At 74.4% G+C, this 26964-nt stretch carries 26 protein-coding genes and 2 tRNA genes; 20 read left to right on the forward strand and 8 right to left on the reverse strand.

Going from position 1 to position 26964, the window contains the following annotated elements; all coding sequences use genetic code 11:
* Nucleotides 1-63: 63 nt before the first annotated feature.
* Nucleotides 64-714 (forward strand): TetR/AcrR family transcriptional regulator, encoded by a 651-nt coding sequence (locus ACYX4T_RS22560; protein ID WP_476011484.1) that lies wholly within the window; start codon nt 64-66, stop codon nt 712-714.
* Here ACYX4T_RS22560 and ACYX4T_RS22565 read toward each other — a convergent pair.
* Complete coding sequence (locus tag ACYX4T_RS22565; protein ID WP_476011485.1) at nt 711-1751, reverse strand: LLM class F420-dependent oxidoreductase; 1041 nt, start codon at nt 1749-1751, stop codon at nt 711-713. The two genes, ACYX4T_RS22560 and ACYX4T_RS22565, sit on opposite strands and share 4 nt — an antisense overlap.
* Nucleotides 1752-1756: 5 nt before the next feature.
* Entirely contained in the window at nt 1757-2899 is a 1143-nt protein-coding gene (locus ACYX4T_RS22570) for an acyl-CoA dehydrogenase family protein (protein WP_476011486.1), read from the reverse strand.
* Between the two features lie 207 nt (nt 2900-3106).
* Between ACYX4T_RS22570 and ACYX4T_RS22575 the strand changes: the two genes are divergently transcribed.
* Entirely contained in the window at nt 3107-4645 is a 1539-nt protein-coding gene (locus tag ACYX4T_RS22575; protein WP_476011487.1) for a long-chain-fatty-acid--CoA ligase, read from the forward strand.
* Between the two features lie 295 nt (nt 4646-4940).
* On the forward strand, nt 4941-5399 hold the full coding sequence (locus ACYX4T_RS22580; protein WP_476011488.1) for a hypothetical protein: 459 nt from the start codon (nt 4941-4943) through the stop codon (nt 5397-5399).
* An 81-nt stretch (nt 5400-5480) separates the two neighbouring features.
* On the opposite strand, the gene ACYX4T_RS22585 is transcribed toward ACYX4T_RS22580, so the two are convergent.
* Nucleotides 5481-6320 (reverse strand): alpha/beta fold hydrolase, encoded by an 840-nt coding sequence (locus tag ACYX4T_RS22585; RefSeq protein WP_476011489.1) that lies wholly within the window; start codon nt 6318-6320, stop codon nt 5481-5483.
* Between the two features lie 169 nt (nt 6321-6489).
* Here ACYX4T_RS22585 and ACYX4T_RS22590 point away from each other — a divergent pair, with 169 nt between their 5' ends.
* Nucleotides 6490-6654 carry a hypothetical protein gene (locus ACYX4T_RS22590; protein ID WP_476011490.1) on the forward strand — a complete coding sequence of 55 codons (165 nt, stop codon included), beginning with the start codon at nt 6490-6492 and terminating at the stop codon, nt 6652-6654.
* On the opposite strand, the gene ACYX4T_RS22595 is transcribed toward ACYX4T_RS22590, so the two are convergent.
* Entirely contained in the window at nt 6651-8201 is a 1551-nt protein-coding gene (locus ACYX4T_RS22595) for an acyl-CoA synthetase (RefSeq protein ID WP_476011491.1), read from the reverse strand. The genes ACYX4T_RS22590 and ACYX4T_RS22595 overlap by 4 nt on opposite strands.
* Nucleotides 8202-8294: 93 nt before the next feature.
* On the opposite strand from ACYX4T_RS22595, the gene ACYX4T_RS22600 reads away from it, so the two are divergent.
* Complete coding sequence (locus ACYX4T_RS22600) at nt 8295-8921, forward strand: TetR/AcrR family transcriptional regulator (RefSeq protein WP_476011492.1); 627 nt, start codon at nt 8295-8297, stop codon at nt 8919-8921.
* Nucleotides 8922-8976: 55 nt separating this feature from the next.
* On the opposite strand, the gene ACYX4T_RS22605 is transcribed toward ACYX4T_RS22600, so the two are convergent.
* On the reverse strand, nt 8977-9816 hold the full coding sequence (locus tag ACYX4T_RS22605) for a crotonase/enoyl-CoA hydratase family protein (RefSeq protein ID WP_476011493.1): 840 nt from the start codon (nt 9814-9816) through the stop codon (nt 8977-8979).
* 129 nt (nt 9817-9945) lie between these two features.
* Between ACYX4T_RS22605 and ACYX4T_RS22610 the strand changes: the two genes are divergently transcribed.
* From ACYX4T_RS22610 to ACYX4T_RS22650, 9 genes are all read left to right on the forward strand, one after another.
* The gene (locus ACYX4T_RS22610; RefSeq protein ID WP_476011494.1) at nt 9946-10395 is read left to right on the forward strand and encodes a hypothetical protein; all 450 of its coding nucleotides are present in this window, start codon (nt 9946-9948) and stop codon (nt 10393-10395) included.
* 86 nt (nt 10396-10481) lie between these two features.
* Nucleotides 10482-10685 (forward strand): ferredoxin, encoded by a 204-nt coding sequence (locus tag ACYX4T_RS22615; RefSeq protein WP_476011495.1) that lies wholly within the window; start codon nt 10482-10484, stop codon nt 10683-10685.
* Nucleotides 10682-11953, forward strand: coding sequence for an NAD(P)/FAD-dependent oxidoreductase (locus ACYX4T_RS22620; RefSeq protein ID WP_476011496.1), 1272 nt, complete (start codon nt 10682-10684; stop codon nt 11951-11953). The genes ACYX4T_RS22615 and ACYX4T_RS22620 overlap by 4 nt, the downstream gene beginning before the upstream one ends.
* A complete protein-coding gene (locus tag ACYX4T_RS22625; protein WP_476011497.1) occupies nt 11950-13212 on the forward strand; it encodes a cytochrome P450 in 1263 nt (420 codons plus the stop codon). Before ACYX4T_RS22620 ends, ACYX4T_RS22625 begins: the two co-directional genes overlap by 4 nt.
* A gap of 45 nt (nt 13213-13257) precedes the next feature.
* Nucleotides 13258-15528: a glycerol-3-phosphate 1-O-acyltransferase gene (locus ACYX4T_RS22630; RefSeq protein ID WP_476011498.1), complete on the forward strand. Its 2271-nt coding sequence runs from the start codon at nt 13258-13260 to the stop codon at nt 15526-15528.
* Entirely contained in the window at nt 15525-16907 is a 1383-nt protein-coding gene (locus ACYX4T_RS22635; protein WP_476011499.1) for a 1-acylglycerol-3-phosphate O-acyltransferase, read from the forward strand. The genes ACYX4T_RS22630 and ACYX4T_RS22635 overlap by 4 nt, the downstream gene beginning before the upstream one ends.
* On the forward strand, nt 16904-18337 hold the full coding sequence (locus ACYX4T_RS22640) for a wax ester/triacylglycerol synthase domain-containing protein (protein ID WP_476011500.1): 1434 nt from the start codon (nt 16904-16906) through the stop codon (nt 18335-18337). The genes ACYX4T_RS22635 and ACYX4T_RS22640 overlap by 4 nt, the downstream gene beginning before the upstream one ends.
* Nucleotides 18334-19119 (forward strand): alpha/beta fold hydrolase, encoded by a 786-nt coding sequence (locus tag ACYX4T_RS22645; protein ID WP_476011501.1) that lies wholly within the window; start codon nt 18334-18336, stop codon nt 19117-19119. The genes ACYX4T_RS22640 and ACYX4T_RS22645 overlap by 4 nt, the downstream gene beginning before the upstream one ends.
* Nucleotides 19116-19934: a lysophospholipase gene (locus ACYX4T_RS22650; protein WP_476011502.1), complete on the forward strand. Its 819-nt coding sequence runs from the start codon at nt 19116-19118 to the stop codon at nt 19932-19934. The genes ACYX4T_RS22645 and ACYX4T_RS22650 overlap by 4 nt, the downstream gene beginning before the upstream one ends.
* Before the next feature lie 42 nt (nt 19935-19976).
* On the opposite strand, the gene ACYX4T_RS22655 is transcribed toward ACYX4T_RS22650, so the two are convergent.
* Nucleotides 19977-21332, reverse strand: coding sequence for a competence/damage-inducible protein A (locus tag ACYX4T_RS22655; RefSeq protein WP_476011503.1), 1356 nt, complete (start codon nt 21330-21332; stop codon nt 19977-19979).
* Between the two features lie 330 nt (nt 21333-21662).
* Here ACYX4T_RS22655 and ACYX4T_RS22660 point away from each other — a divergent pair, with 330 nt between their 5' ends.
* The 6 genes from ACYX4T_RS22660 to ACYX4T_RS22685 all read left to right on the forward strand — a co-directional run bounded on the left by ACYX4T_RS22660 (nt 21663) and on the right by ACYX4T_RS22685 (nt 24554).
* A complete protein-coding gene (locus ACYX4T_RS22660; RefSeq protein ID WP_476011504.1) occupies nt 21663-23183 on the forward strand; it encodes a putative bifunctional diguanylate cyclase/phosphodiesterase in 1521 nt (506 codons plus the stop codon).
* Nucleotides 23184-23219: 36 nt separating this feature from the next.
* Nucleotides 23220-23292: transfer RNA gene (locus tag ACYX4T_RS22665), tRNA-Thr, on the forward strand.
* Nucleotides 23293-23369: 77 nt separating this feature from the next.
* Nucleotides 23370-23445 (forward strand) — tRNA-Met (locus ACYX4T_RS22670).
* A 57-nt stretch (nt 23446-23502) separates the two neighbouring features.
* On the forward strand, nt 23503-23667 hold the full coding sequence (gene rpmG, locus ACYX4T_RS22675; RefSeq protein WP_116708438.1) for a 50S ribosomal protein L33: 165 nt from the start codon (nt 23503-23505) through the stop codon (nt 23665-23667).
* 12 nt (nt 23668-23679) lie between these two features.
* Nucleotides 23680-24138, forward strand: coding sequence for an FAS1-like dehydratase domain-containing protein (locus ACYX4T_RS22680; protein WP_476011505.1), 459 nt, complete (start codon nt 23680-23682; stop codon nt 24136-24138).
* Nucleotides 24135-24554, forward strand: coding sequence for a MaoC/PaaZ C-terminal domain-containing protein (locus ACYX4T_RS22685; RefSeq protein ID WP_476011506.1), 420 nt, complete (start codon nt 24135-24137; stop codon nt 24552-24554). Before ACYX4T_RS22680 ends, ACYX4T_RS22685 begins: the two co-directional genes overlap by 4 nt.
* Nucleotides 24555-24724: 170 nt before the next feature.
* Here ACYX4T_RS22685 and ACYX4T_RS22690 read toward each other — a convergent pair whose 3' ends face one another.
* Both ACYX4T_RS22690 and ACYX4T_RS22695 read right to left on the reverse strand, forming a co-directional pair.
* Nucleotides 24725-25582: an SGNH/GDSL hydrolase family protein gene (locus ACYX4T_RS22690; protein WP_476011507.1), complete on the reverse strand. Its 858-nt coding sequence runs from the start codon at nt 25580-25582 to the stop codon at nt 24725-24727.
* Nucleotides 25583-25662: 80 nt separating this feature from the next.
* Entirely contained in the window at nt 25663-26913 is a 1251-nt protein-coding gene (locus ACYX4T_RS22695) for a pyridoxal phosphate-dependent aminotransferase (protein WP_476011508.1), read from the reverse strand.
* Between the last annotated feature and the right edge of the window lie 51 nt (nt 26914-26964).

The following is a 26964-nucleotide window of genomic DNA, read 5'->3' on the forward strand; positions in this document are numbered from 1 at the left end:
CGCGGTCCTGACGGCACGATCGTCTCGAGACGGTGACGACGACGCGGACGGGAGGGGACACCGATGGTGAGCACCCGGGCGGCCGCCGAACCGGAGCGGCGGTCCCGCGAGCAGCGGACGTCCGACAGCCGCACCCGCATCCTCGACGCGGCCGTCGCCTGCCTCGTCGAGTCGGGCTACGCGGGCACGACGACGCTGACGATCCAGAACCGCGCCGGGGTGTCCCGCGGCCGGCTGCTGCACCACTTCCCGTCGAAGGAGAACCTGCTCGTCGCCGCGGCGCAGCATCTCGCGACCAGCCGGTTCGCCGCGGACGGGCTGGCCCGCGCCGACCTGCCCGCGGCCGACGTCGACGCCGACGCCCGCCTCGACCGGGCCGTCGACGTCATGTGGTTCACCTACCAGCAGGCCTACTTCTGGGCCTCGGTCGAGCTGTGGACCGCGGCGCGCACCGACGAGGCGCTCGCGGCCGCGCTCCTGCCCGCGGAGCGGCGCCTGGGCGCGGCGATCCGCCAGACCGTGGACGCGTTCTTCGAGGACTACGCCGACCCGGCCCGCGCGGCCCTGCTGCGCGAGACGCTGCTGACCAGCATGCGCGGGGTCGCGCTGACCTACGGCTTCGACCCGCGCGACCCGCGGACCGACCCGCACCTCGAGCAGTGGAAGCAGCTCGCCCGCATGCTCCTGCTGCCCGAGGGCGGGTCCGGCTCCTAGACCAGGGACTTCAGGGTCTCCAGCGACGACTTCACGGTGTCGTGGTCCGGCTCGAGCGGGGCGATGTTGAGCTGCGTGACCCCCGCGGCCGCGAACTCGCGCACCTGCTCGGCGACCTCGTCCTCGGTGCCGATCAGCGACACCGCGTGGACGAGCTCCTCCGGCACCTTCTCCGCGGCCTCCTCCTTGCGCCCGGACAGGTAGAGGTCCTGGATCTCCGACGCCTCGTCGGCGAACCCGTAGCGGCCCGCGAGCTGGGCGTAGAAGTTCTTGTCCTTGGCGCCCATCCCGCCGACGTAGAGGGCGAGCTGGGGACGTACGTGCTCCCGCAGCTTGCCCGCCCCGGGCCCGACGGCGAACGGGACGCCGACGGCGACCTCGAGCTCGCCCAGCGCCGGGTCCCGCCGGGCCTTCCCGGCCTCGAGCGACGGGCCCCACACCTCGGCCGCCTTGCCCGGGTGGAACCAGATCGGCTCCCAGACCTCGGCGAGCTCCGCGGCCATCTCGACGTTCTTCGGGCCCAGCGCGGCCAGCATGATCGGGATCTGTGCCCGCACCGGGTGGTTGATGATCTTCAGCGGCTTGCCCAGGCCCGTGCCCTGGTCGGCCGGCAGCGGGATCGTGTAGTGCTTGCCGGAGTACTCGACGCGCTCGCGGCGCCAGACCTGGCGGCAGATCTCGACGATCTCGCGCGTGCGGCCCACCGGGGCGTCGTAGCGCACGCCGTGGAAGCCCTCGATGACCTGCGGGCCCGAGGCTCCCATGCCGAGGACGAAGCGGCCGTCGGAGACGTAGTCCAGCCCGGCCGCCGTCATCGCCGTCAGCGACGGCGTCCGCGTGTAGATCTGCACGATCCCGGACTCGATGTGCACCCGCGACGTGCGGGCCGCGAGGTAGCCCAGCTGACTGACCGCGTCGAAGCTGTAGAGCTCGGCCACGCTCACCGCGTCGAGGCCGACCTCCTCGAGCTCGACGAGCTTCTCCACCGTCTCGCGGAACCCGCCCTGCGCGTAGGCGAGGCCCATCCCGATCCTCATGGCGCTCACCCCAGCACCACCCGGCCGATGATCTCCTTCATGATCTCGGTGGTGCCGCCGTAGATCGTCTGCACGCGGGTGTCCAGGTACGCCTTCGCGACCGGGTACTCCTTCATGTAGCCGTAGCCACCGTGCAGCTGCAGGCAGCCGTCGATGACCTCCTTGGCGGTCTCGCTCGCCCAGTACTTCGCCATCGACGCGTCGGCCGGACCCAGCTTGCCCTCGTTCAGCTCGGTGATGCAGCGGTCGACGAAGGTGCGCGTGACGGCGAGCTTCGTGGCCATCTCGGCGGCCGAGAACCGCACCGTCTGCAGCTTGGCGAGCGGCTTGCCGAACGCGGTGCGCTCCTTGACGTAGGTGACCGTGTCCTCGAGGACGCGCTCGGCCCCGGCGATCGCGCCCACGGCGATCGAGAGCCGCTCGCGGGGCAGGTTCTGCATCAGGTAGATGAAGCCCTTGCCCTCCTCGCCCAGGAGGTTGGTGGCGGGCACGCGCACGTCGGTGAACGACAGCTCGGCGGTGTCCTGGGCGGACATCCCGATCTTCTCGAGGTTGCGGCCGCGCTCGAAGCCCGGCGTGTCGCGCTCGACGACGATGAGGCTGAAGCCGTGGGCGCCGGCGTCGGGGTCGGTCTTGGCGACGACGACGACGAGGTCGGACATGATGCCGTTGGTGATGAAGGTCTTCTGGCCGTTGATCACCCACTCGTCGCCCTCCCGGACGGCGCGGGTCTGGATGCCCTGCAGGTCCGAGCCGGTGCCGGGCTCGGTCATGGCGATCGCAGTGATCATCTCGCCGTTGCTGAAGCGCGGCAGCCAGCGCTGCTTCTGCTCCTCGTCCGCGAGCTCGATGAGGTAGGGAGCGACGACGTCGTTGTGCAGCGAGAAGCCGAGCCCGCTCGTGCCGGCGCGCGCGACCTCCTCGGTGACGATCCACTGGAAGCGCAGGTCCGACGTGCCGCCGCCGCCGTACTGCTCGGGGACGTCCATCGCGAGCAGGCCGGTCTTCCCGGCGGCCAGCCACACGTCGCGGCTGACGTGCCCCTGCTTCTCCCACTCCGCGTGGTGCGGGGCCGCTTCCTTCTCGAGGAAGTCCCGCACCATCTCGCGGAAGTCGTTGTGCTCGTCGGAGAAGATCGTGCGCTCCACCGGGTGGCCCCTCCTTCGGGGACGTGCGGACGCCCACCGTGAGTCCGGCGGGCCCGTGACCGTGCAGGTGGGACCAGCCTGGCTGCACCGGCCGGTAACAGTCAAGCCTGACTCTTCCGGGACTCCGTATGACCGGTTACGGTCGCGCCTGCCCTGTGGTCGGCGTCACCACTGCCCCGTTTCGTCCCTTTCCCGTGGAGGTCCCCCGTGCCGTTCCGGCTGACCGACGTCGTGCGCCAGCACGCCGGCGCCACCGACCTGGTGGCGATGACGTTCGAGGGGGAGAACACGACGTACGCCGAGCTCGACCGTCGCGGGGGCCTCGCCGCCCGCGCGATGGCCGCGGACGGCGTGGGCGCGGGGGACCGCGTGGTGTGGCTGGGGAAGAACCGCCCGGAGTTCTTCGACCTGCTCTTCGGCGCCCCCCGCGTGCGCGCCGGCACCGCGCCGCTGAACAACCGGCTCACCCACGACGAGCTGATCGCGATCATCGAGGACTCGGCGGCGCCGCTGGTCGTCCTCGGCCCCGACTTCGCCGACCTGCGCGGCCGCGTCGAGGGCATCGGCGCGGTGCGGCGCGTGCTCGTCGTCGGCGAGGACTACGACGGCTGGCTGACGGCCTCCGACGAGGTGCTCGACCCGCCGGACGACGCGCAGGACGACGACTGCGTGCTGCAGCTCTACACCTCGGGCACCACCGGCCTGCCCAAGGGCGTCGTGCTCACCCACGTCCAGTTCGCCGCGCTGCTCTCGGTGGGCGACCACTGGAGCTTCGACACCGAGTCGGTCGGCCTCGTCGCCATGCCGCTGTTCCACATCGGCGGCTCGGGCTTCGCTCTGGTCTGCCTGTCGTTCGGCGCGCGCTGCGTGCTGATCGCCGACATCGTCCCCGACCAGCTCCTCGCGACGATGGCCGACGAGGGCGTCACGAACGCCTTCCTCGTGCCCGCGGTGCTGCAGTTCCTCACGCAGGTGCCGGGCGCCGCCGACCGCGACTGGTCGAAGCTGCGCGCCATCGCCTACGGCGCCTCGCCGATCACGAGCACCGTGCTCAAGCGGGTGCTGACGACGTTCCGGGCCCCGCTGTTCCAGGTCTACGGGTCGACCGAGACCACGGGCGCGATCAGCCAGCTCGACCCCGACGACCACGACCCCGACGGCCCGCGCGCCCACCTCATGCGCTCGGCGGGCAAGGCCTACCCGTGGGTCGAGCTCAAGGCCGTCGACCCGGCGACCGGCGAGGACGTCGCGCCGAACACCGTCGGCGAGATCTGGATCCGCTCGTCGCAGGTCACGCCGGGCTACTGGGCGCGGCCCGAGGAGACGGCCGCGGCGCTGTCCGACGGCTGGTTCCACACCGGGGACGCGGGCTACCTCGACGAGGAGGGCTACCTGTTCCTCACCGACCGGATCAAGGACATGATCGTCACCGGGGCCGAGAACGTGTACCCCATCGAGGTCGAGAACGTCCTGTCCGGCCACCCCGACGTCGCCGACGTGGCCGTCATCGGCGTCCCGGACGAGAAGTGGGGCGAGGCGGTCAAGGCCGTCGTCGTCGCGAACGAGGGTTCCGAGATCGACACCGACGCGCTGCTCGAGTGGTGCAGGGAGCGCATCGCCGGGTTCAAACGCCCGCGCTCGGTCGACGTCGTCGACGCCCTGCCGCGCAACCCCTCGGGCAAGATCCTCAAGAAGGACCTCCGCAAGCCCTACTGGGAGAACGCCGAGGGGCGCCACATCGGATGAGGGCCGCTCGGCCGGCCCTGCCGGACCGGCCCTGCTGAACCGATCCAATCCCGGAGCCCCGGTTTCCGGTCCCCGGGACCCGGGCACGTTTCCTGCAACAGGCCGCGTCGGGCTTCGGGGGCTCGACGACAGGCCGTCCCGGGCCGGTCCCGCTCCTGACGCTGGGGAGCAGTCAGGAGTGGGGACCGGCCCACCTTCTTCCTCCGGACCCTTCCGGTCCCCTCCAGGCCCGTCCGGTCCCTGCGGCCCGCCGATCGGGTGCGTCGCCCGCCGAGCGGGCGGGTACAGCCGTGTCGTGACGGTTGAGAACACAGGCGTCGCGCTCGCTCGGCAGGCGGTCGAGGCGCTGCGTCGCCTCGACGACGAAGGACGGACGCTGCGGCCCGACGGCGTCGACCACTTCACCTGGTCCGCGGACGTGCTCGACGAGCTCGCGCGACTGGCCGACCTGCTGGGGCGCGCGGTGGAGAACGTGACGGGCGAACCCGCGGTGGGTGCCGAGACGCACGCGCAGGCGCTGGCCACCGCGATCGTGGCGCACCGCAACTCGCTGCTGCGACACGGTCGGGGCGAGCATCCTTTCCCCGTCGGCGCTGACCGCGCGCTCCCTCCGGTCATCGCCCGTCGCGCAGCGGGGAGCGCACCGGCAACGCCTGCGCGGTCCGGGCCGACCGTGCCGTCCCTGCCGTCCCCGGCGGAGAAATCCTCCACCTATGGCACGGATCGCAACGCGCGCCTGACGCCGGCGCCGTAACATGGATTGTGTCGGCCGCGCCCCCCTCGGCCGACCATGGTTCCGGGAGCGCATCCCCCCGCGCTCCCGGAACCCCCAGCTTCACCGGCCGGCGACGTGCTCCAGCACGAGGTCCGCGAGCCGGTCGGGGGCCTCGTCGGGAATCCAGTGGCTCACCCCGGCGAACACCTCGAGCCGGTAGGGGCCGGTCACCCACCGCGGGTTGCGTTCCACCGACGCGCGCGAGACGGCCCTGTCCCCGTCGCTCCAGACCATCAGCGTCGGCGTCGCGACCGTCACCCGCAGCCCGCGGTGCTCCCAGAGCGGGGTCGCGCGGTACCAGTTGACGGCCCCGGTGAGGGCCGGTCGCAGCCCGCCCTTCGCGGCGAGCGCCGCCTCGTCGCGCCGCGCGCGCTCCGGGGTCTGACCCGTGCGCCGCACCGCGGCCGCGAGGCCGCCGGGGCGTCCCAGGAACCGCTCCGCGAGGGCGGGGACCTGGAAGACGTAGACGTACCAGGACAGCGCGAACTGGCGGCTCGACACCAGCGCCGCCATGAACGCCGCGGGGTGGGGCACCGAGACGGCGGTCAGCGTGCGGACGCGCTCCGGGCGCAGCGCCGCGAGCGCCCACGCGACGATCGCGCCCCAGTCGTGGCCCACCACGTGCACGGTGTCCGCGCCCGCCGCGTCGGCCAGCGCGACGACGTCGTCGACCAGTTCCTCGACGCGGTACGCCCGCCGGCCCGCGGGCCGCGCGCCCGGCGAGTAGCCGCGCTGGTCGGGGGCGAGGACCCGGTGCCCGGCGGCGGCGAGCCGGCGCGCGACCGGCTCCCAGCTCGCCGCGGTCTGCGGGAAGCCGTGCAGCAGCAGCACGGGCACGCCGTCCGCGGGGCCGTACTCGGTGACGTCGAAGCGCAGCGCGCCGCGGGTGAAGGAGTCCACGTCCGTGATCGTGCCCGCCCCGGCCCGACGCCGCCGATCTCCGCGACGCGCGCGACACGTCGGTCGAAGTGGCACGTGTCGGCGCAGCCGTTCCGTTACGGTCGGTACGCACCGTGCCCGTCCGTGGGCGCGACGCGGGGGTCCGGGACGACGGGAGCGGCGGCAGCGCATGTCCAAGGGCTTGAGGCGGTTCCTGATCCTCGTCGTCGTCGCCGTCCTGCTGTTCTTCGTGATCTCGCAGCCGGAGGGCGCGGCCGACGTCGTCCGCTCCATCGTCGCGATCATCGGCCAGGCGCTGTCCTCGATCGCGCAGTTCTTCCGCTCCCTGTTCTAGGCCGGAGCGAACTCGCCGGCGGCGTGGCGCTCGCGGAGGCGGTGCTTGACGAGCTTGCCGGTGGGCGTGCGGGGCAGGTCGTCGGTGAACACCAGGCGCCGGGGCGTCTTGTAGCGCGCGATGCGGCCGCGGACGTGCTCGAGCAGCTCCTCGGCCAGCGCGTCCGAGGGCTCGTGGCCGGGCGCGGGCTCGACGACCGCGAACACCGACTCGCCCATCTCCTCGTCCGGCACCCCGATCACCGCGACGTCGAGCACGGCGTCGTGCAGTGTGAGGACGTCCTCGATCTCCTGCGGGTAGATGTTCACGCCACCCGAGATGATCATGAAGCTCTTGCGGTCGGTGAGGTAGAGGTAGCCGTCGGCGTCGACGTAGCCGAGGTCGCCGGTGGTCGTCCACGTCTCGTGCTCGGGGTGCTGCGCGCCGCGGGTCTTCTCCGGGTCGTTGTGGTACCGGAACGGCACCACGTCGCGCTCGAAGTAGACGGTGCCGACCTCGTCGGGGGCGAGCTCGCGGCCCTCGTCGTCGCAGATGTGGATCGTGCCCAGCCCCGCGAGCCCGACCGAGCCCGGGTGCTCGAGCCACTGCTGCGAGTTGATGAACGTGATCCCGTTGGCCTCGCTCGAGCTGTAGTACTCGTGGAGCACCGGGCCCCACCAGTCGATCATCGCCCGCTTGACCTCGACCGGGCACGGCGCCGCGGCGTGGATCGCCACCCGCAGGCTGGAGACGTCGTAGCGGCGCTTCGTCTCCTCGGGGAGCTTGAGCATCCGCACGAACATCGTCGGCACCCACTGGCTGTGGGTGACGCGGAACCGCTCGATCGCCGCGAGCGCCTGCTCGGGATCGAAGCGGTGCATCATCACCACGGTGCCGCCGGTCGACTGGATCGTGGCGCCGAAGCGCAGCGGCGCCGCGTGGTACACCGGCGCCGGTGAGAGGTAGACGGTGTCCTCGCCGAAGCCGTACATGGGCTTGAACACCGCGATGTAGAGGTCGCCGGGCTCGTCGATCCGGCGGTCGGGCAGGTTGGGCTTGATGCCCTTGGGGCGCCCGGTGGTGCCGGAGCTGTAGAGCATGTCGCCGCCGCGGGGCTGGTCGCTCATCGGCTCGGCGCTGCGCGCGCCGACGACGGTGTCGTAGTCGTCGTGGCCGGGGACGGTGCCGCCGAACGCGAGGCGCAGCGTGACGCGCGGCGTGTGCTCGACGACGGCCTGCGCCAGGTCGGCCTTCGCGGCGGAGACGACGAGGGCGCGGGCGCCGCAGTCGTCGACGATGTAGGCGGCCTCGTCGGCGGAGAGGTGGTGGTTGATCGCCGTGACGAGCAGGCCGGCGCGCTGCGCGGCCCAGTAGACCTCGAAGACGCGCGGGTGGTTGTCCGACAGCAGCGCGACGACGTCGCCGCGGCGCAGCCCGTGCTCGTGCAACGTGCGGGCCAGGCGTACCGAGCCGTCCTCGAGCTGGCGGTAGGTCAGGCCCTCGCCGGTCTCGGCCATGATCACCGCGGGGCGGTCGGGGTGGGTGGCGGCGAACGTCCCGGGATACATCGTCGTCTCCTCCCGGAGATCACGGTGGGCGGCCGCCGTAGAGTAATTTACGTTCTGTTCGAGGGGAACCGACGCCGCGGGAGGACGACGCTGATGCCCACGGCCACCCGGCAGTCCTACTTCGAGCAGGCGCTGCGCCTCCTCGCGCGCGAGGGCCGCAACGCCCTGCGCATCGGGCGGCTGTGCGCCGCCGTCGGCGTCACCAGCGGGTCCTTCTACCACCACTTCGGCAGCTGGGAGGGCTTCGTCGCCGCGCTGCTCGAGCACTGGGAGCGCGAGGAGGTCGGGCGCATCGTCGAGATGGTCAACGCCAGCGACGACCCCGTCGAGCGGGTGACGCGGATGAAGTACCTGGCCCTGACCGTGCCGCACGAGGCCGAGACCGCGATCCGGGCGTGGGCCACCGTCGACCCGCGCGTCGGGGAGGCCCAGCGCGCCGTCGACCGCGGACGGGTGCGGGCGCTCGCCGACGTCCTCGCGCCGGTGGTCGGCGACGAGGGGGAGCGCGCGAGGCTGGCGGCGCTGGGCGTGGCGGTGCTCGCCGGGCACCAGCAGATCGCCGGGGTGGTCGACGTCGACCTGGGCGACCTGCTCGACGAGTTCGAGGTGGCCGTGCGCGCCCGGGCCGACGGGACCTGGGAGTCGCCGGTCGTCGAGGCCGATCCGTGGCGTGGCGACGGCCGGGCCGACAACCGGGCCGAGGCGCGCGAGGAGCGGTGAGGATGTGGCGATCCTGGTGTCAGACGCCGGCGATGCCGCATCGCTCGTCCTGCTCCTAGTCGGCGTAGCGGGGGGCGCGGCTCTCGGCGACGGCGGTGACGGCCTCGGTGAGGTCGTCGGAGATCAGCGCGGAGGCGTTCCAGGTCGCGATCTGGTCGAGGCCGTCGGCGATCGAGTGGTCGCGTGCGTAGGTGATCGCGTGCTTGGTGCCGCGCAGGGCGAGCGGCGACTTGGCGGCGAGCCCGCGGGCGACCTCGGTGACGTGCGCCAGGAGCGCCTCGGGGTCGTCGGTGTCGAGGCACGCGTTGACCAGGCCGGTGGTCGCGGCCTCCTCCCCGCGCACGTCGCGGCAGGTGTAGGCCATCTCGCGGGCCCGGCCCTCGCCGACGATCCGCGGCAGGCGCTGGAGCACGCCGACGTCGGCGGCGAGGCCCATGTCGACCTCCTTGAGCGAGAACGTCGTGCGCGGCGTCGCGTAGCGCAGGTCGCAGGCCACCGCGAGGTCCAGTCCGGCGCCCACGCACGCGCCCTGGATCGCCGCCAGCACGGGCACGCGGCAGCGCTCGACGGTGGTGAGCACGTCCTGGAGGTCGAGGATCAGCCGGCGCAGGCCCTCGCGGGCGCGGCCGGGGTCGGCGCCGGCCGGGGCCATGGCCTGGATCTCGGCCAGCATCGACAGGTCGATCCCGGCGCAGAAGTGCCGGCCGGACCCGGTGAGCACGACCGCACGCACCCGGGGGTCCTCGTCGAGGGCCCGGAACGTCGCGCACATCTCCTGCCACAGCGTGCGGTCCAGCGCGTTCGCCGCCTGCGGGCGCTCGAGGCGCACCGTCGCCACCCCGCCGTCGTGGGTGACCGACAGCGCCGTCGTGTCCGGCGCATCCCGCGTGCTCACGTCCCGTGCTCCCTTCCCTGGGCCTGCCGGGGTCGACGCTCTCACGTCCGGAACGTCCGGGCCCGCCCGGTTGTTGGCGGAGCAGGACGGCCGCCACGCCGCCCGTCTCCTGAGCCCGAGGAGCCCGCCGTGTCCACCGCCCTTCCCACCAGCAACCCCACCGGTGCACCGACCACCCACCCCGGCGCCCCGGGCCGCACGGCCGACCGGATCGGTCGCGGCCTGCTCGTCCTCGACGCCCTCGCCGCGCTCGCCGCGTTCGCCGGCGGCCTCGCCGCCATCGCGACCGCGCCCCCCGCCCTGCTCGTCGTCGAGGGGTGGCGGACGTTCGGCTACCTCGTCTTCGTGGGCCTGTGGACCATGCTCGTGCTGCGCCCGCGCGGCGCGCCCGGCGTGTGGGAGCTGGTGTTCCTGCACAAGGTCGCCATGGTCGTGTTCACGCTCGTCGTGGTCGACGCGCCGGGTGCGGTGACGGCGCTGGGCGTCGACGCCGTGCTCGTCGTCACGACCGCGGTGGCCTACGTCCTGACCCGTGGCTGGCTCTCGTGGCGCGGCTCGCGGGCGTCTCACCCCGTGTGATCGAATGGTGACGCAGGTCTCGCACCCGTAGCATCACGTACGTTACGGTCCTTCCGTCGACACCACCGACGAGCAGGGGAGGCACCGTGAGGATCCACGTTGACTGGGACAGGTGCACCGGCATGGGGATGTGCGAGTCCCTCGCGCCGGACGTCTTCGAGGTCGACGACGACGGGTCGCTGATCCTGCACACCGAGGAGGTCTCGGCCGACCAGGAGGCCGAGGTCCGCGAGGCCGTCGCCGCCTGCCCGACCGAGGCGCTCTCGCTCGAAGGGCCCATCGACGCGTGACGCACCTCGTCGTGGTCGGCGCGTCCCTGGCCGGGCTCCGCGCCGTCGAGGCGGTCCGGCGCGACGGGTTCGACGGCGAGGTGACGCTGGTCGGGGCCGAGGAGCACCTGCCCTACGACCGCCCGCCGCTGTCGAAGGAGTACCTGTCCGCCGAGGAGTGTCCCGACCCGCGCTACCGCGAGGAGGAGACGTTCGCCGGCGACCTGGACGTCGAGCTGCTGCTGGGCACGCCCGCGAGCGCGCTCGACACGGCGGCGCGGACGGTCACCGTCGGGGACCGCGCGGTGTCGTACGACGGCCTGGTGATCGCGACGGGGGCGCACGCGCGCACCCTGCCGGGCACCGAGCACCTCGAGGGCGTGCACACCGTGCGCACGCTCGACGACGCCATCGCCCTGCGCGCGGCCCTGCGCGGCGGCGCCCGGCGGCTCACCGTCGTCGGGGCGGGCTTCATCGGCTCCGAGGTCGCCGCGGTCGGGCGAAAGCTCGGGCTCGAGGTGACCATCCTCGAGGCGCTCGAGACCCCGCTGGCCCGCGCGGTCGGCGAGCGGATGGGCCGCGCGCTGACCCACCTGCACCGCCGGCACGGCACCGAGGTGCGCACGGGCGTCGCGGTGGACGAGGTGCTGGCGGCGGACGGCCGGGTGACCGGCGTGCGCCTCGGCGACGGCACCGAGGTCGACACCGACGTCCTCGTCGTCGGCATCGGGGCGAGCCCGGCGACGGACTGGCTGGAGGGCTCCGGGCTGACGGTCGACGACGGGGTGGTGGCCGACGAGACGCTGGCCGCCGCGGACGGCGTCTACGTCGCGGGCGACGTCGCGCGCTGGCCGAACGCGCTGTTCAGCGACGTCGCCGGCGGCACCATGCGCCTGGAGCACTGGACCTCGGCGGCCGACCAGGGCGGGCGGGCCGCGCGGCACGCCGTCGACCCGGCGGCCGCGAAGCCCTACGAGACCGTCCCCTACTTCTGGTCGGACTGGTACGACGGCCGCGTCCAGTTCGTGGGCATCGCCCCGGCCGGCGCCGACGAGCAGATCGAGGTCGTGGCGGGCGACGACGCGCAGGGCGGCCCGTTCACGGCGATCTACCGCGCGGGCGACCGGATCGTCGGCGCGCTGGCGGTCGACATGCCCGCGGAGGTCATGAAGTACCGCCGGCTCATCGGCGCGCGCAGGACGTGGGACGACGCCCTGGAGCTGGCCGAGCAGCGCCGGGTGCAGCGCGAGGAGAAGGCCCGACAGCGAGCCGAGGGAGCCAGCACGTGACCACCACCGCCACGGGGCCCGGCCTCGATCCCCTCGACCTGTCGTCCCTCGACTTCTGGGGCCGCCCGATGGCGGAGCGCGACGCGACGTTCGCCGAGCTGCGTCGTGAGCGGCCCGTCACCTGGCACCGCCCGGCCGAGGGCATGCTCATGCCCAGCCCGACCGACCCGGGCTTCTGGGCCGTCGTGCGCCACGCCGACATCGGCCACGTCAGCAAGAACCCGAAGGTGTTCTGCTCCGGGCAGGGCGTGCAGTTCCAGGACGCACCGCCGGAGATCCTGGAGGCGACGCAGTCGTTCCTCGCCATGGACGCGCCCCGGCACACGAAGCTGCGCAAGATCGTGAGCTCCGCGTTCACGCCGAAGCAGGTGGCGCGTGTCGAGGACCGGATCGCGCAGCGGGCGCGGACGATCGTCGACGATCTCCTGGAGCACGGCTCCGGCGACTTCGTTCAGCTCGTGGCCAAGAAGCTGCCAATGGGCACGATCTACGACCTCATGGGCGCGCCCGAGGAGCACCAGGACGCGCTCGCCGAGGCCGCCGACCTGCTCGTCGCGACCAACGACCCCGACGTGCTGGAGAACCTGGGCCTCGAGGACCCGATCGCGGCCGCCGGCCAGGCCATCATGGCGCTGCTCGGCCCGGCGATGGAGCTGGTCGAGGCCCGGCGCCGGGAGCCCCGCGACGACCTCATGACCAACCTCGTCTCGGCCGAGGTGGACGGCGAGAGCCTCACCGACCCCGAGATCGGCGCGTTCTTCGTCCTGCTGTCGGTGGCGGGCAACGACACCACCCGCAACACCATCTCCCACGCGATGCGCCAGCTCACCGTGCACCCCGACCAGCGCGCCTGGCTCGCCGACGACCTCGACGGGCGGCTGCGCGGCGCGGTGGAGGAGTTCGTCCGGCACGCCTCGCCGGTGCTGACGTTCCGGCGGACCGCCACCGAGGACACCGAGCTCGGCGGGCAGCGGATCGCGGCCGGCGACAAGGTCGTCATGTTCTACGAGTCGGGCAACCGGGACGAGTCGGTGTTCGCCGACCCGCAGCGCTTCGACCTCTCCCGCGATCCCAACCCGCACGTCGGCTTCGGGGGTGGCGGACCTCACTTCTGCCTGGGCAACATGCTCGCGCGCACCCAGTTGCGGCAGATCTTCTCGCAGCTCCTGAGCCGGGCCCCCGGCCTGGAGGTCGGCGAGCCGGAGATGCTGCGCAGCAACTTCGTGCACGCGGTGAAGACGATGCCCTGCTCGCTGTAGGGGCCGGCCCCGTCCCGTCCCGGGACCTCACGCAGGGAGCACGACGTGGTGCGACCCCCGACCCTGGTGCTCTCCGGCGCCCGGTCCCGGGCCGAGCGCGAGCTCGTCCGCCGGTGGACCTCGTCGACCTACGGCGACGGTGTCGACGGTGCGGTGCGGGTGGTGCCCGACGACGCCCGCGAGCTCGCCGGCGCCCTCGACGGCGCGGGCCCGGACACCACCGTCGTGCCCGTGCGCGTCGTGTGGCCGCCCGCCGAGCGCGGCTCGTCCGACGCGCCGGCGCTGACCGACCTGCTGTCGCTGAGCGCCCGGCGCCGCGGGCTGCGCCACCTGCACGCCCGCGTGCGGGGCTGGTCGACGGCGCGCGGACGGGTGGTGGCGGGCGACGAGGCGTCGCTGGCGCAGCTGCGCCGCGAGGGCGACCGCGAGCTCGGCACCCCCGACGACGCCGGTTTCGCGGCGTTCGTCCGCCGCCGGGCGACGCTCGCGTGCGACCGCGCCGAGCGCCGCCTCACCGGCGACCGCTACAAGGTGCCGCGGCTCATGGCCGAGCAGATCGTCGCGTCGGCCGCGGTCCGGGAGCGGGCCGCGGGGCTGGCGGGCGAGCTCGACCTCCCGGTCGACGAGGTGCTCGCGCGCACCGCGCACTGCCTGGAGGAGATGGCCGCGGTGCAGAGCCCGCCGGCCATCGAGGCGTTCCGCTCGGTGATGAGCCCCCTGCACCGCCGGGCGTGGGACCTCGACGTCGACACCGAGAGCCTCGGCGACCTGCGCGAGCAGGGACGTCGCCGGCCGCTGGTGTTCCTGCCGTCGCACCGCAGCTACGCCGACCCGCTCGTGCTCGCCGAGGTGCTGCACGCGCACGACTTCCCCCGCAACCACGTGCTCGGCGGCAACAACCTCGCGTTCTGGCCGCTCGGCACACTCGGGCGCCGGGCGGGCATCGTGTTCATCCGCCGCAGCTTCGGGGACGACGCGGTCTACAAGTTCGCGGTGCGCGAGTACTTCGGCCATCTGCTCGACAAGCGCTTCAACCTCGAGTGGTACATCGAGGGCGGGCGGACGCGCACCGGGAAGCTGCGCCCGCCGAGGTACGGGCTGCTGCGCTACCTCGTCGACGCCGCCGACCAGCTGGGAGAGGACTCGCCGGGCCGCGACCCGCTGCTCGTGCCGGTGTCACTGCACTACGACCAGCTCCACGAGGTGGGCGCGCTGGCCGCGGAGCAGGGCGGCGCGGGCAAGAAGGCCGAGGGCCTGGCGTGGCTCGCCGGCTACATGCGCGACCAGCAGCGGCGCATCGGCTCGGCGCGCATCCGCTTCGGCGAGCCGCTCAGCCTGCGCGACGCCCTGGCCGAGGCCGGCGAGGGCCGGTCGCAACTGGAGAAGGTGGCCTTCCGGGTCGCGGTCGGCATCAATCGCGCCACGCCGCCGACACCGACCGGGGTGGTGACGTTCGCCCTGCTCGGGGCGGGCGGGCGCGCGCTGACCCTCGAGCAGGTGCGGGCCGTGGTGGCGCCGGTGCGGGGCCTGCTCGGCGACGAGCCGGCGATCCGCGCCCTCGACACCCCCGACGGCGTCGTCGACACGCTCTGCCGGCTGGTGTCGGTGGGCGTGGTCGAGTGCTTCGAGGGCGGGCCGGAGCCCGTGTGGTCCATCGGCCCCGACCGGCACCACGTCGCGGCGTTCTACCGCAACGGCCTGCTGCACCACCTGCTGACCCGCGCGGTGCTGGAGACGGCGCTGTTCACGGTGGCCGACGAGGGGCACGACCTCGCCCACGACCAGGTCCTCGAGGCGTGCTGGGAGGCGGCGCTGGCGCTGCGCGACCTGCTCAAGTACGAGTTCTTCTTCCCCCGCAAGCGCGACTTCCGCGACGAGCTGCTCGCCGAGCTCGACCGCCTCGCGCCGGGCTACCGGTCAACGGCGGCGTCGGCCGACGGGGCCGCGGAGCTGCTCGGGCGCGCCGAGCTGCTCGTCGCCCCCGGCACCCTGCTGCCCTTCGTCGAGGCGCAGTGGGTGGTGGCGACGGTGCTCGCCGACCACGGTGGTGCCGTCGAGGACCGGGACGCCTTCCTCGCGGCCTGCACCGGCCTGGGCCAGCAGTGGTGGCGCCAGCAATTGCTGCTCGGCGCCGACGTCGTGTCCCGCGAGCTGTTCACCTCGGCGCTGCGGGTGGCGGAGAATCGGGCGCTGTCCGGTGCGGACGCCGACCCGGGGGCGCGCGCGGCCTGGCGGGACGAGGTCGCTGCCGTCCGCTCCCGACTGCGCCGCGCCGACGAGCGGGAGCACGCACTGCGGGCGGAGGTGTACGGGTGAGCGGTGCGCAGGACGCGGACGCCCGGCGCGCCGCGATCCGCGCGGCCCCGTCGGGCAGCGTGGTCGTCGTCGACGAGACCGCCCTGCTGGCGACGTCCGCGGTCGCCGCGCACGCCGGCGAGGCGCTGCGCGCGGGGCGGACGGCCTGGCGCGCGCTGCCCGGCGACGTCGCGCTGATCGCGGGCGCGGGCGACGACGAGGCCGCGGTGCGCCGTCTCGTCGCGGGCTGGGCCGGTCAGGACGAGGAGGCCGTCGCGCGGCGCGCACGCACGGTCCTGCGCGACGAGCTCGGCGCCTCGCTGCGCCCGGAGATGTGGTCGCTGGTGGGGGAGCACCGCCGCGCGGGCCACCACGTCGTGCTCACCGGGCACGCGCCGCGTCCCGTGCTCGCCCCGCTGGCCGAGGACCTCGGGGCCGACGAGCTGGTCGCCACCGAGGTCGAGGTGCGCGACGGGACCCTGACCGGCGAGGTCGCGGGCCGGGTGCTGCTCGACGGCCGGGCCACGGCCGACGCGCTGGCGGGGCGACGGCTCGCGTTCGTCTACGCCGGCCCGTGCTCCGAGGCGCTGCTGGCTGCCGGCGAGCGCCCGGTGGTCGTGAGCGAGACCCCCGGCGAGACCGGCCGGCCCACCCTCGTCGTCGCGCCCCGCGGCGGCACCCTCGCCACCCCGGGGGACGTCCTGCGCACCGCCGGCTTCTACGGCGCCCTGCTCGGCGCGGCGGGCACCGCGGCCGCCGTCGGGCTCGCGCGCCGGTCGCGGCGGCAGATGGTCGACCTGACCTGCTCGGTCACCGGCGACCTCGGCCTCGCGCTCGCGGGCATCGACGTCGAGGTGCGGGGCGCGGAGCACCTCTGGTCGGCGCGCCCGTGCGTCTTCGTCTTCAACCACCAGTCGAAGATCGACGTCGCCCTGCTCATGAAGCTGCTGCGCGGCGGGTTCACCGGCGTCGCGAAGGCCGAGGCCGCGCAGATCCCGCTGTGGGGCGCGATGTTCAAGCTCGCCGGCGTCGCGTTCGTCGACCGCGGCAACACCCGGCAGGCGCGCGAGGCGCTCGAGCCGGCGGTGCGCAAGCTGCGCGACGAGGGCTGGTCGCTGGCGATCGCGCCGGAGGGCACCCGCTCGCCCACCCCGCGGCTCGGGCGGTTCAAGAAGGGCGCGTTCCACATCGCGCTGCAGGCGGGCGTGCCGATGGTGCCGATCGTCATCCACGACGCCGGCGAGGTCATGTGGCGCGGGCACCAGACGCTGCGGGGCGGCACGGTCCACGTCGACGTGCTGCCGCCGATCGACACCGCGGACTGGTCCGCCGACACCCTCGCCCAGCACGTCGAGGACGTCCGCGAGCGGTTCGTCGTGGTCCTGGAGGGCGCCCGATGAGTCTCGACCCGACACCACCGCGCAGCGACGACGGCCGCCTGCTGTGGTCGCGCTCCGAGGAGCTGACCGGCTTCGAGGCGCTGATGTGGCGCGTCGAGGCCGACCCGCGGATGCGCTCGACGGTCGTGCTCGTCGAGACCCTCGACCTCGAGCCCGACTGGGACCGCTTCGTCGCGGCCACCGACTGGGCCTCGCGGGTCGTCCCGCGCTTCCGGGAGCGGATCGTCACCCCGTTCCTCGGCGCCGGGACACCGCACTGGGCGCTCGACCCCGACTTCGACCTGCACTACCACGTGCGCCGCCTCCGGCTGCCCGACGGCACGGGCCGCGACGGCCTGTTCACCCTCGCCGAGCAGATCGCGATGACGCCGCTCGACCCGTCGCGGCCGCTGTGGGAGGCGACGCTCGTGGGCGGGCTGCCCGACGGCGGGGCGGCCCTGCTGTTCAAGCTTAGCCACGTCCTGTCCGACGGCATGGGCCTCGCGCAGCTGCTCGCCGGCCTGCACTCGCGCAGCCGGGAGCCGATGTCGGACAAGCCCCAGCCGCCGCCCCCGTCCGGGCCGCCGGCGACGCTGTCGCACGAGGTCGTGCGCCAGGTCCGCAGCGACCTCGGGCTGGTCGGCGGCGCTGCGAAGGGCCTGCTCGGCATGGCCGCGTCGCTGGTCCGGCCCGACCGGGCGGTCCGCGACGCCACCGCCTACCTCGTCTCCGCGGCGCGGGTGCTCTCGCCGCCGCCCGCGCCGGCGCTGCCGGTGCTCGCCGACCGCAGCCCGTCGTGGCGCTTCCGCACCCTCGACGTGCCCTTCGCCGAGCTGCGCGCGGCGGGCAAGTCGGTCGGCGGGTCGGTCAACGACGCCTACGTCGCGTCGCTGCTCGGCGCGTTCCGGCGGTACTCGGCGCGGCGCGGGGACCCGCTCCCGCCGGACCGGCTCATGCCCGTGACGCTGCCGGTGTCGATCCGCCGCGAGGAGCACGAGCCCGGCGGCAACCACTTCGCGCCGGCGCGGCTCTCGGCGCCGGTCGGGATCGTCGACCCGGGCGTGCGGGTCACGGAGGTCCGGCGGCGGATGAAGGCCGCGCTCGCCGAGCCGGCGCTGGAGAGCGTGGAGATCGTCAGCGCGGGGCTCGCGCGGTTGCCGGGCGCGGTCGTCGCGCGCTTCGGCGGCGGCGCCACGCGGAGCAACGACCTGCAGGCCAGCAACATCCCCGGCCTGCGCGCCGACGCCTTCCTCGCCGGCGCGCGCATCGAGCGCAGCTACCCGTTCGCCCCGCTGCCCGGGTGCGCGGCGATGATCGCGATGGTCACCCACGGCGACACGTGCTGCGTCGCGGCCAACCTCGACGCGGCGTCGTTCGCCGACCTCGACGGCTTCGAGCAGGACCTCGCCGACGGATTCGCCGAGGTGCTGGCGCTGGGACCGCGCCCGTGAGCGGCGAGCCGCTGGTCCTCCTGCACGGCGCGAGCATGTCGGCGCGCGCCTGGGACCCGGTGCGCAGCGCGCTCGAGGCGCACCACGAGGTCCTCGTCCCGACGATGGCCGGGCACCGCGGCGGGGCGGCCTGGCCCGACGGCACCCCCGTCGGCGTCGCGGGCATCGTCGACGACGTCGAGACGCTCATGGACGGCGCCGGCATGCCGACCGCGCACCTCGTCGGCAACTCCCTGGGCGGCTGGGTGGCCCTGGAGCTCGCGCGGCGCGGGCGCGCCCGGTCGGTCGTCGCCCTGTCGCCGGCCGGCGGGTGGGGCTCGGGACGGGACCTGCGCCGGCTCGTGTGGTCGTTCCGGCTGGGCTCCGCGCTCGCCGGGTCGTCGACCCTGCGCGCGGCGGCCCGCCGGCCGTGGGTGCGCCGCGTGCTGCTCGGGCGGGTGCTGGAGCGCGGCGACCGGGTGCCGACCGACGACGTCGGCGAGCTCTTCGACGACCTCGCCGGCTGCGTGATCCTCCACGAGCTGCTCGACGGGGCCGCCGAGCACGGGGGCGTCGCCCCGTTCGACGTCCTGCCCTGCCCGGTGCGCGTCGCGTGGTCCGGCCGCGACCGCCTCATCCCCTGGCGGCGCCACGGCGTCGCGCTGCGCGAGCGCCTGCCCGGCGCCGAGTTCGTGCGCCTGCCCCGCGTCGGCCACGTGCCGATGTGGGACGACCCCGACCTGGTGGTCGACGCCGTGCTCGGCGTCACCGCCGCCCACCGAGCCCTGGAGAGACCGGCATGATCGGCACCGAGAGCGACCTCGAGATCGACGGCAAGGGCGGGCGGGTGGTCGTGCGCCGCCGCGACCCCGACGGCGCTCCGCGGTGGATCGTGCTCCTGGCGCACGGCTACGGCGAGCACTCCGGGCGCTACGCCCACGTCCTGGACCGCCTCGCCGGCGACGGCGCCGTCGTCTACGCGCCCGACCACCTCGGCCACGGGCGCTCCGCGGGCGAGCCGGTCCTCGTCGCCGACCTCGAGGACGTCGTGGAGGACCTCGACCAGGTCCGGCGCACCGCCCGCAACGAGCACCCCGACCTGCCGATCGTGCTGCTCGGGCACTCGATGGGCGGCCTGATCGCCGCCCGCTACGCCCAGCGCTTCCCCGACGTCCTCGCGGGCCTCGTGCTCACCGGGCCCGTCGTCGGCGGCAGCCCCGGCATCTTCGGGCTGCTCGAGCACGACCCGATCCCCGACGTCCCCATCGACCCCGCGGTGCTCTCCCGCGACCCGGCGGTCGGCGAGGCCTACGCGGCCGACCCCCTCGTCTGGCACGGGCCGTTCAAGCGCCCGACGCTCGAGGCGTTCGTCGCCGCGGTGGAGGCGGTATCGGCCGGCCCGGGCTTCGGCGAGCTGCCCGTGCTGTGGGTCCACGGCGAGGACGACCAGCTCGTGCCGCTCGCGTCCACCCGCCCGGTCATGGAGAAGCTCGCCGGCAGCGACCAGACCACGCGGATCGACCCCGGCGCCCGCCACGAGATCCTCAACGAGACCCACCGCGACGAGGTCCTCGACGACGTCGCCGCCTTCGTCGCCCGGTGCGCCGCGCGCACGTGAGCAGAAACGAGTGCTGGAGCACTCGTTTCTGCTCACATGCCGTCAGGCACCGGTGAGCACGCGGCGCAACAGGTGCATGGCGAGCACGACCGAGCGCTCGCGGATGTCGCCCCGCTCGCCGGGCAGGACGGGGTCGCGGGCGAGGGTGCGCCCGTCGGCGGTGCGCACGCAGAAGCAGACGTAGCCGACGGGCTTGGCCTCGGTGCCCCCGCCCGGCCCGGCGACGCCGGTGATCGCCACGGCGATCGTCGCGCCGAAGCGGGCCAGGGCGCCGTCGGCCATGGCCTCGGCGACCTCCGGCGACACCGCTCCGTGGGCCTCGATGAGCTCGGGCGGCACGCCGAGCAGGTCGGCCTTCGCGTCGTTCGAGTACGACACGACACCGCCCGCGACGTGGGCCGACGCCCCGGCCGGCGCGGTGAGCCGGCCCGCGAGCAGGCCCCCGGTGCACGACTCGGCGGTGGCCACGACCTGGCCGTCGAACAGCTCGAAGAGCAGCTCGTCGATCGTCTGGCCGGTGCGGGAGAAGACGGCGCGGCCGTGGCGGCGGTCGATCTCGGCGACCACCGCGTCGCGCGCCGTGGCGGCCGGTGCCGAGGCGGGGGCATGGCGCAGGTCGACCTCGAGGGTGAAGTCGCGCAGGCAGGTCGTGATCTCGAGCGGGTCGAGGTCGGTGTGCTCGCCGACGTCGCGCAGGGTCGCGGCGATCTCGGACTCGGGCACGCCGAACAGGCGCAGGTGGGTCTCGGTGTAGGGCGCGGTGCGGGCGAGGACCGCGCGCAGCGGCTCCGTCGCGAGCGCCTCGTCCCACATCGCGCGGACCTCGCGCGGCGGCCCGGGCAGCACGAGCACCGTCGGGCCCCCGCGCTCGGGGTCGGGCGGGACGGCGAGGCCCGGCGCGGTGCCGGCGGGGCGGATCGGGGTCGCGCCGCGCGGCACCATCGCCTGCTTGCGGTTCGCGGCGGCGAGCGCGTCGGCGTCCCAGCGCAGCCGGTCGGCGAACTTCGCGATGATGTCGCCGACGACCTTCTCCATGTGCTCGTCGAGCTCGAGCGGGCGGTCGGTCTCGGCGGCGACGACCTCGGCGGTCAGGTCGTCGGCGGTGGGCCCGAGCCCGCCGGTCGTGACGACGAGGTCGACGCCGTCGGCGGCGAGGAAGCGCAGCGCCGCGGCCATGTCCTCGCCGCGGTCGCCGACGAGCACGAGGTGGGAGACCTCGACGCCGAGCTCGCCGAGCTGCTCGGCCACCCAGGGCCCGTTGCGGTCGGTGACACGCCCGGTCAGCAGCTCGCTGCCGGTCGCCACGATCCCCGCCCGCACACCCCCGCCGGCGCCGGCGGCGCCGTGTCCCTCGCCGTGTCCCTCGCCGTGCCCCTCGTCGTGCCCCTCGTCGGCCACGTCGCACTCCGTCCCCGGTCCCGCCCTGGTCCCGCCCTGGTCCGTGTCATCCCACCAGAGCCCGACGGCGGCCCGCAGCGGAGCGGATCGGCAGGGTCGCCGCACGGCGCCGACACGGACGGGGTGGGTCGTCCGGCGTATCTGTACCGGTGGGTCATCGCCGGGTGGGGTACACGGTGCATGATGGGCCGGGCGAGTGAACTACCCGGCGGTCAGGTGATCACCGTTTGTTGCGTACCGTGAACGCGGCGAAGATGTGATCCGAGCGCGTACGAGTCGCGAGCCGGGGTCGGCGCACGCCGGGGAACGACCGGGAAGGGGAGTGGTGCCATGAGCCACGCCCCCGTCGCCCTCGTCGCCCCCGGCGCTCCCGGGGCCCCGCCGGCGGTGCTCGTGCTCGGCGCCCTGCTCGTGCTCGTCCTCGCGGCGGCCGTGGTCGGCCTGCTCGTCACGCGGGCGCGCCGCCGCCGGCACGACGCCGCCACCAGCGCGCTCGCCGAGCGACTGCGCCGCGATGCCCACCGCGACGCGCTGACCGGCCTGCTCAACCGCGAGGGCTTCCTGCACGCGGTGACCGGGTCGGGCGGGGCGGTCGCCGTGGTCGACCTCGCCCTGCTCGGGCAGGTCAACGACACCCTGGGCCACGCGCGCGGCGAGGTGTTCGTCCGCCTCGCCACCGAGCGCCTCCTCGGGGTACGGCTGCCCGTCCTGCACGGGGCGGTTCCCGTCGCGGCCCGCCTCGAGGGCGACACCTTCGCCGTGCTCCTGCCCGACGTCGACGGCCACGAGGCCCACCGCGCCGCCGAGGACCTGCGCGAGCGCCTGCTCGCGCCGTACCTCGTGGAGGGCGTGCGGTTCGAGCCCCCGGTGGTCGTCGGGGTCGCCGCCGACGGGCCCTGGCTCGCCGACGTCCCCCAGGGCCCCGAGCGCACCGCCGCGCTGCTGCGCCGCGCCGACGTCGCGCTGGCCGCCACGCGCGACGGCGGCGACCCGGTGCGCTGCTACGAGCCGAGCATGGGCGAGCGGGCGGCTCGTCGCCTGCGCCTCATCCGCGGCTTCTCGGCGGCGCTCGGGCGCCGCGACGTCCGCGTCGACTTCCAGCCCGTCGTCTCCCTCGGCGAGCGCACCGTCGTCGGGGTCGAGGCGCTGGCGCGCTGGGACCACCCCGAGCTCGGCCTGCTGCTGCCCGACGAGTTCGTCCCGGTGCTCGAGGCCACCGGCCAGATCGCCGAGCTGACCTCGTTCGTGCTCGACGAGTCGCTCGCCGCGGCCCGGCGCTGGCTCGACCGCGGGATGCGGCTCTCGGTCGCGGTCAACGTCTCGGTCGGCAACCTCGGCACCCCGGGCTTCCCCGACGAGGTGGCGACGTTGCTCGCCGCCCACCGGGTGCCCGCCGAGCTGCTCACCCTCGAGCTCACCGAGTCCGGCGTCTCCTCCGAGCGCGAGGTCGCGCTGCCCGTGCTGCGCCGCCTGCACGCCCTGGGCTGCCACCTCGCCGTCGACGACTTCGGCACCGGCCAGTCGTCACTGGCCCACCTGCGCCGGCTCCCCGTCGACCAGGTCAAGATCGACAAGAGCTTCGTCCTCGGCATGGGCACCGAGTACGGCGACGTCGCCGTCGTCCGCGCCATCGTCGAGATGGGCCACACGCTGGGCCTGACGGTGGTCGCCGAGGGCGTCGAGCAGGCCGCCGTGCGCGCCGCCCTGGCCGAGATGGGCTGCGACGTCGCGCAGGGCTACCTGGTCTCGCGGCCGCTGCCCGCGCGCTGCTTCGACACCTGGCTGGACTCGCTCGACGTGCTCCCGGGCGAGCCCGGCGCCGCACCGGGACCCCGGACGCTGATCGCGTGATGCGGGGTCTAGACTGGTCCACGCCCTCCGGGGCAGGCCCCTTTAGCTCAGTCGGCAGAGCGTCTCCATGGTAAGGAGAAGGTCTACGGTTCGATTCCGTAAAGGGGCTCTCGGTGAGCAGCCGGCGGACCAGGGTTCGCCGGCTTCGTCGTGCGAGGGGACACCCCGTACGCTGGTGCTCACCGCGGCGGTGTAGCTCAGTCGGTAGAGCAAACGGCTCATAATCGTTGTGTCGCCGGTTCAAGTCCGGCCACCGCTACCACCCAGGCCCCGCGGGCCCCGGCCCGCGGCTGCAGCATCGACAGCGAGAGGAACCTCCGTGGCCACCACCGACATCCGTCCGAAGATCACGCTGGCCTGCGAGGAGTGCAAGAACCGCAACTACATCACGCGGAAGAACCGGCGGAACGACCCCGATCGCCTGACGATCAAGAAGTTCTGCCCGCACTGCGGCACCCACCGCGGTCACCGCGAGACGCGCTGACCTCCTCGCCCCGTGCCGCTCGACGCGTCGTTCGCGGGCCGTTCGTGGCCCGCGGAGACCTACGAGGTCTCGCTGGAGAAGGTCCGGGAGTTCGCGGTCGCCATCGGCGCCGACGACCCCGTGCACCACGACCGTGACGCCGCGCGGGCGGCGGGCCACCCCGACGTCGTCGCCCCGACGACGTTCCCGGTGGTGTTCACCTGGCCCGCCACCCGGCGCGTCGTCGACGACCCGGCGCTCGGCCTCGACTTCTCGCGCGTCGTGCATCGCGACCAGTCCATCGAGGTCGCACGGCCCCTCTACGCCGGCGACGTCGTCACCTCCGTGGTGGTCGTCGACGAGATCCGCGACCTCGCGGGCAACGACGTCATCACGTTCCGCGTCGACGTCACCGACGCCGACGGCGCCGCGGTGCTGACCACCCGCGCGACCCTCGTGGGGCGCGCCGAACCCGAGGGCGGGCAGGGATGAGCGCGGTCGGCGACGCCGGCGCCGGCGACCGGCTCGAGCCGCGCACGGTGACGATCACCCGTGCCGACCTCGTCGCCTACGCCGGCGCGTCGGGCGACCTCAACCCGATCCACTGGAACGAGCGCGTCGCGGTCGAGGTCGGGCTGCCCGGCATCATCGCCCACGGCATGTTCACGATGTCGCTCGCCGCGCGCTACGTCGCCGACCTCGCGGGCGACCCCACGGCCGTGGTGGCCTTCTCCACCCGCTTCACCCGCCCGGTCGTCGTGCCCGACGACGACGCCGGCGCCACCGTCGAGCTCGGCGCCACGGTCACCGACGTCGCCGACGACGGCTCCCGCACGGTCGGCGTGACGGCCACGCACCAGGGCAAGGGCGTCCTCGGCAAGGCCGTCGCCACCGTCCGCCCCCGCTAGTCCCTCCTCCCGCAGCGAACGCCCTATCGGCGTGCTCAACTGGACGTTCGCTGCTTCTACGCGCGCGATGTCCCCGTTCGCGAACGAACGAGGCGCGTGCCGCGGCCGCGAACGAGGAGTTCGGACGCCAAGAAGCAGCGAGATACCCGTTCGCTGCCACGGCGGGGAGCTCAGGCGGCCGCGGGCACGCCCAGGGTGGCGAGCACCGCCCGGGCCATGGCCGCGGCGCCCAGCGCGTTGGGGTGCACCGGGGCCGCGTGCGCCGTCGGCAGCAGGCCCTCGATCCACCGCTCGCCGGGCGGGGCGCACACGTCGTGACCCACGGTCGGCGTCGCGGTGTCGACGTAGGTCGCCCCGCCGCCGGCCGCCGCGTCGGCGATCTCGGTGTCGAGGTGGCCGAGCACGCCCCGCAGGTACGCGACGTCGCCGGGCGTGTACGGCACCACCGGGTAGCAGCCCGGGCCCTCGGCGGGCAGCACCGACGGGTAGCCGACGAGCAGGATCCGCGCGGCCGGGGCGCGCTGGTGGACCTCGGTGAGGACGTCGTCGAGACGGTCGCCGAGGGCGTCGACCCGCGCCTCGAGCTCGTCGTGGCTCGCCTCGGTCCAGCGGTCGCGGCAGGGCGTGCCGACCGGGGACGCGCTCACGCAGCTGCGCACGATCTCGCCGAAGCCGATGTCGTTGCCGCCGATCCCGACGGTGACGAGCTGGGTGCCGGCGCCGAGGGCGTCGTACTGCGGCGGGTTCTGGCCGCCGTCCACCGTCTGTGCGGTGGCGAGGTCGCGGGTCTGCGCGCCGCTGCAGCTGACGTCGGTGAGCTGCGCGCCGGTGCGCCCGGCGACGAGGTGCGGGTAGTTGTTGACCGACCGCTGGCAGCCCGGCGGGGGCCCGGCGGGCGCGCCGGTCAGCGGCGAGCTGGTGTACGAGTCGCCGAGCGCGACGTAGACCTGCCCGGCCGGCAGCGGCGCCGGTGCCGCCGACGCCGTCGGCGTCAGCAGCAGGGCGACCAGCCCCACGAGGACGGCCACGGACAGGATCGGCCGACGGCCCACCGGTTCCCCCTCGTTCCCCGGTCCCCGGCGGGACCGTCGGCCCATGATCGCCGGTCTCAGCGGGCCTCGGCCAGCAGGTCGGCCATGCGGGTGACGCCCGTGCGCAGGTCGTCGTCCCCGAGGGCGTAGGAGAGCCGGAAGTACCCGGGGGTGCCGAACGCCTCGCCGGGCACCACGGCCACCTCGGCGTGCTCGAGCACGAGCGCGGCGAGGTCGACGCTCGTCCGCGGGCGCTCGCCGCGGATCTCCTTGCCGAGCAGCCCGGCCACCGACGGGTAGGCGTAGAACGCGCCGCGGGGCGTCGGGCAGGTGACGCCGTCGATCCCCGAGAGCAGTTCGACGATGAGACGACGGCGGCGGTCGAACGCCTCGCGCATCTGCGCGACCGCGTCTAGGGGGCCGGTGACGGCCGCGAGCGCCGCGCGCTGGGCGACGTTGCAGACGTTCGAGGTCAGGTGCGACTGCATGTTGACCCCGGCCGCGACCACGTCGGCGGGCCCGATCATCCAGCCGACCCGCCAGCCGGTCATGGCGAACGTCTTGGCGACGCCGTTGAGCACCACGCAGCGGTCGGCGATCTCGGGCACGGCGACCGGCATCGAGACGTGCTCGGCGCCGTCGTAGACGAGGTGCTCGTAGATCTCGTCGGCGATGACCCAGACGCCGTGCTCGGCGGCCCAGCGGCCGACGGCCTCGACGAGCTCGCGCGGGGCGACGGCGCCGGTCGGGTTCGACGGCGAGCACCACAGCAGCGCCTTGGTGTTCGGCGTGCGCGCGGCCTCGAGGGCCTCGACGGTCGGCAGGAAGTCGGTCGACTCGTCGGTGTCGATCTGGACCGGGTCCCCGCCGGCCATCCGCACGGCCTCGGGGTAGGTCGTCCAGTACGGGGCGGGCAGGAGCACCTCGTCGCCCGGGTCGATGAGCGTCGCGAACGCCTCGAACACGGCCTGCTTGCCGCCGTTGGTCACCAGGACCTGGCGGGCCTCGACCTGCCACCCCGAGTCGCGGGCGGTCTTGGCCGCGACGGCGTCGCGCAGCTCGGGCAGGCCGGCGGCGGGGGAGTAGCGGTGGTTCTTCGGGTCCGAGCAGGCCGCGATCGCGGCGTCGACCACCGGCTGGGGCGTCGGGAAGTCGGGCTCGCCGGCACCGAAGCCGATCACGGGACGCCCGGCCGCCTTGAGGGCCTTCGCCTTCGCGTCGACCGCCAGCGTCGCCGACTCCGCGATCCCGCCGACACGGGCGGAGATGCGGCGGTCGGTCGCGGAGGGCTGCAGGGAGACCGACGAGGACGACGTGACCGATGCCATGTCCGAGAATTCTGGCAGACCGGCCCGCGGCGTCCGGCCACCGGGAGGAGG

Source organism: Actinomycetospora sp. ABD4_176 (assembly GCF_056311855.1).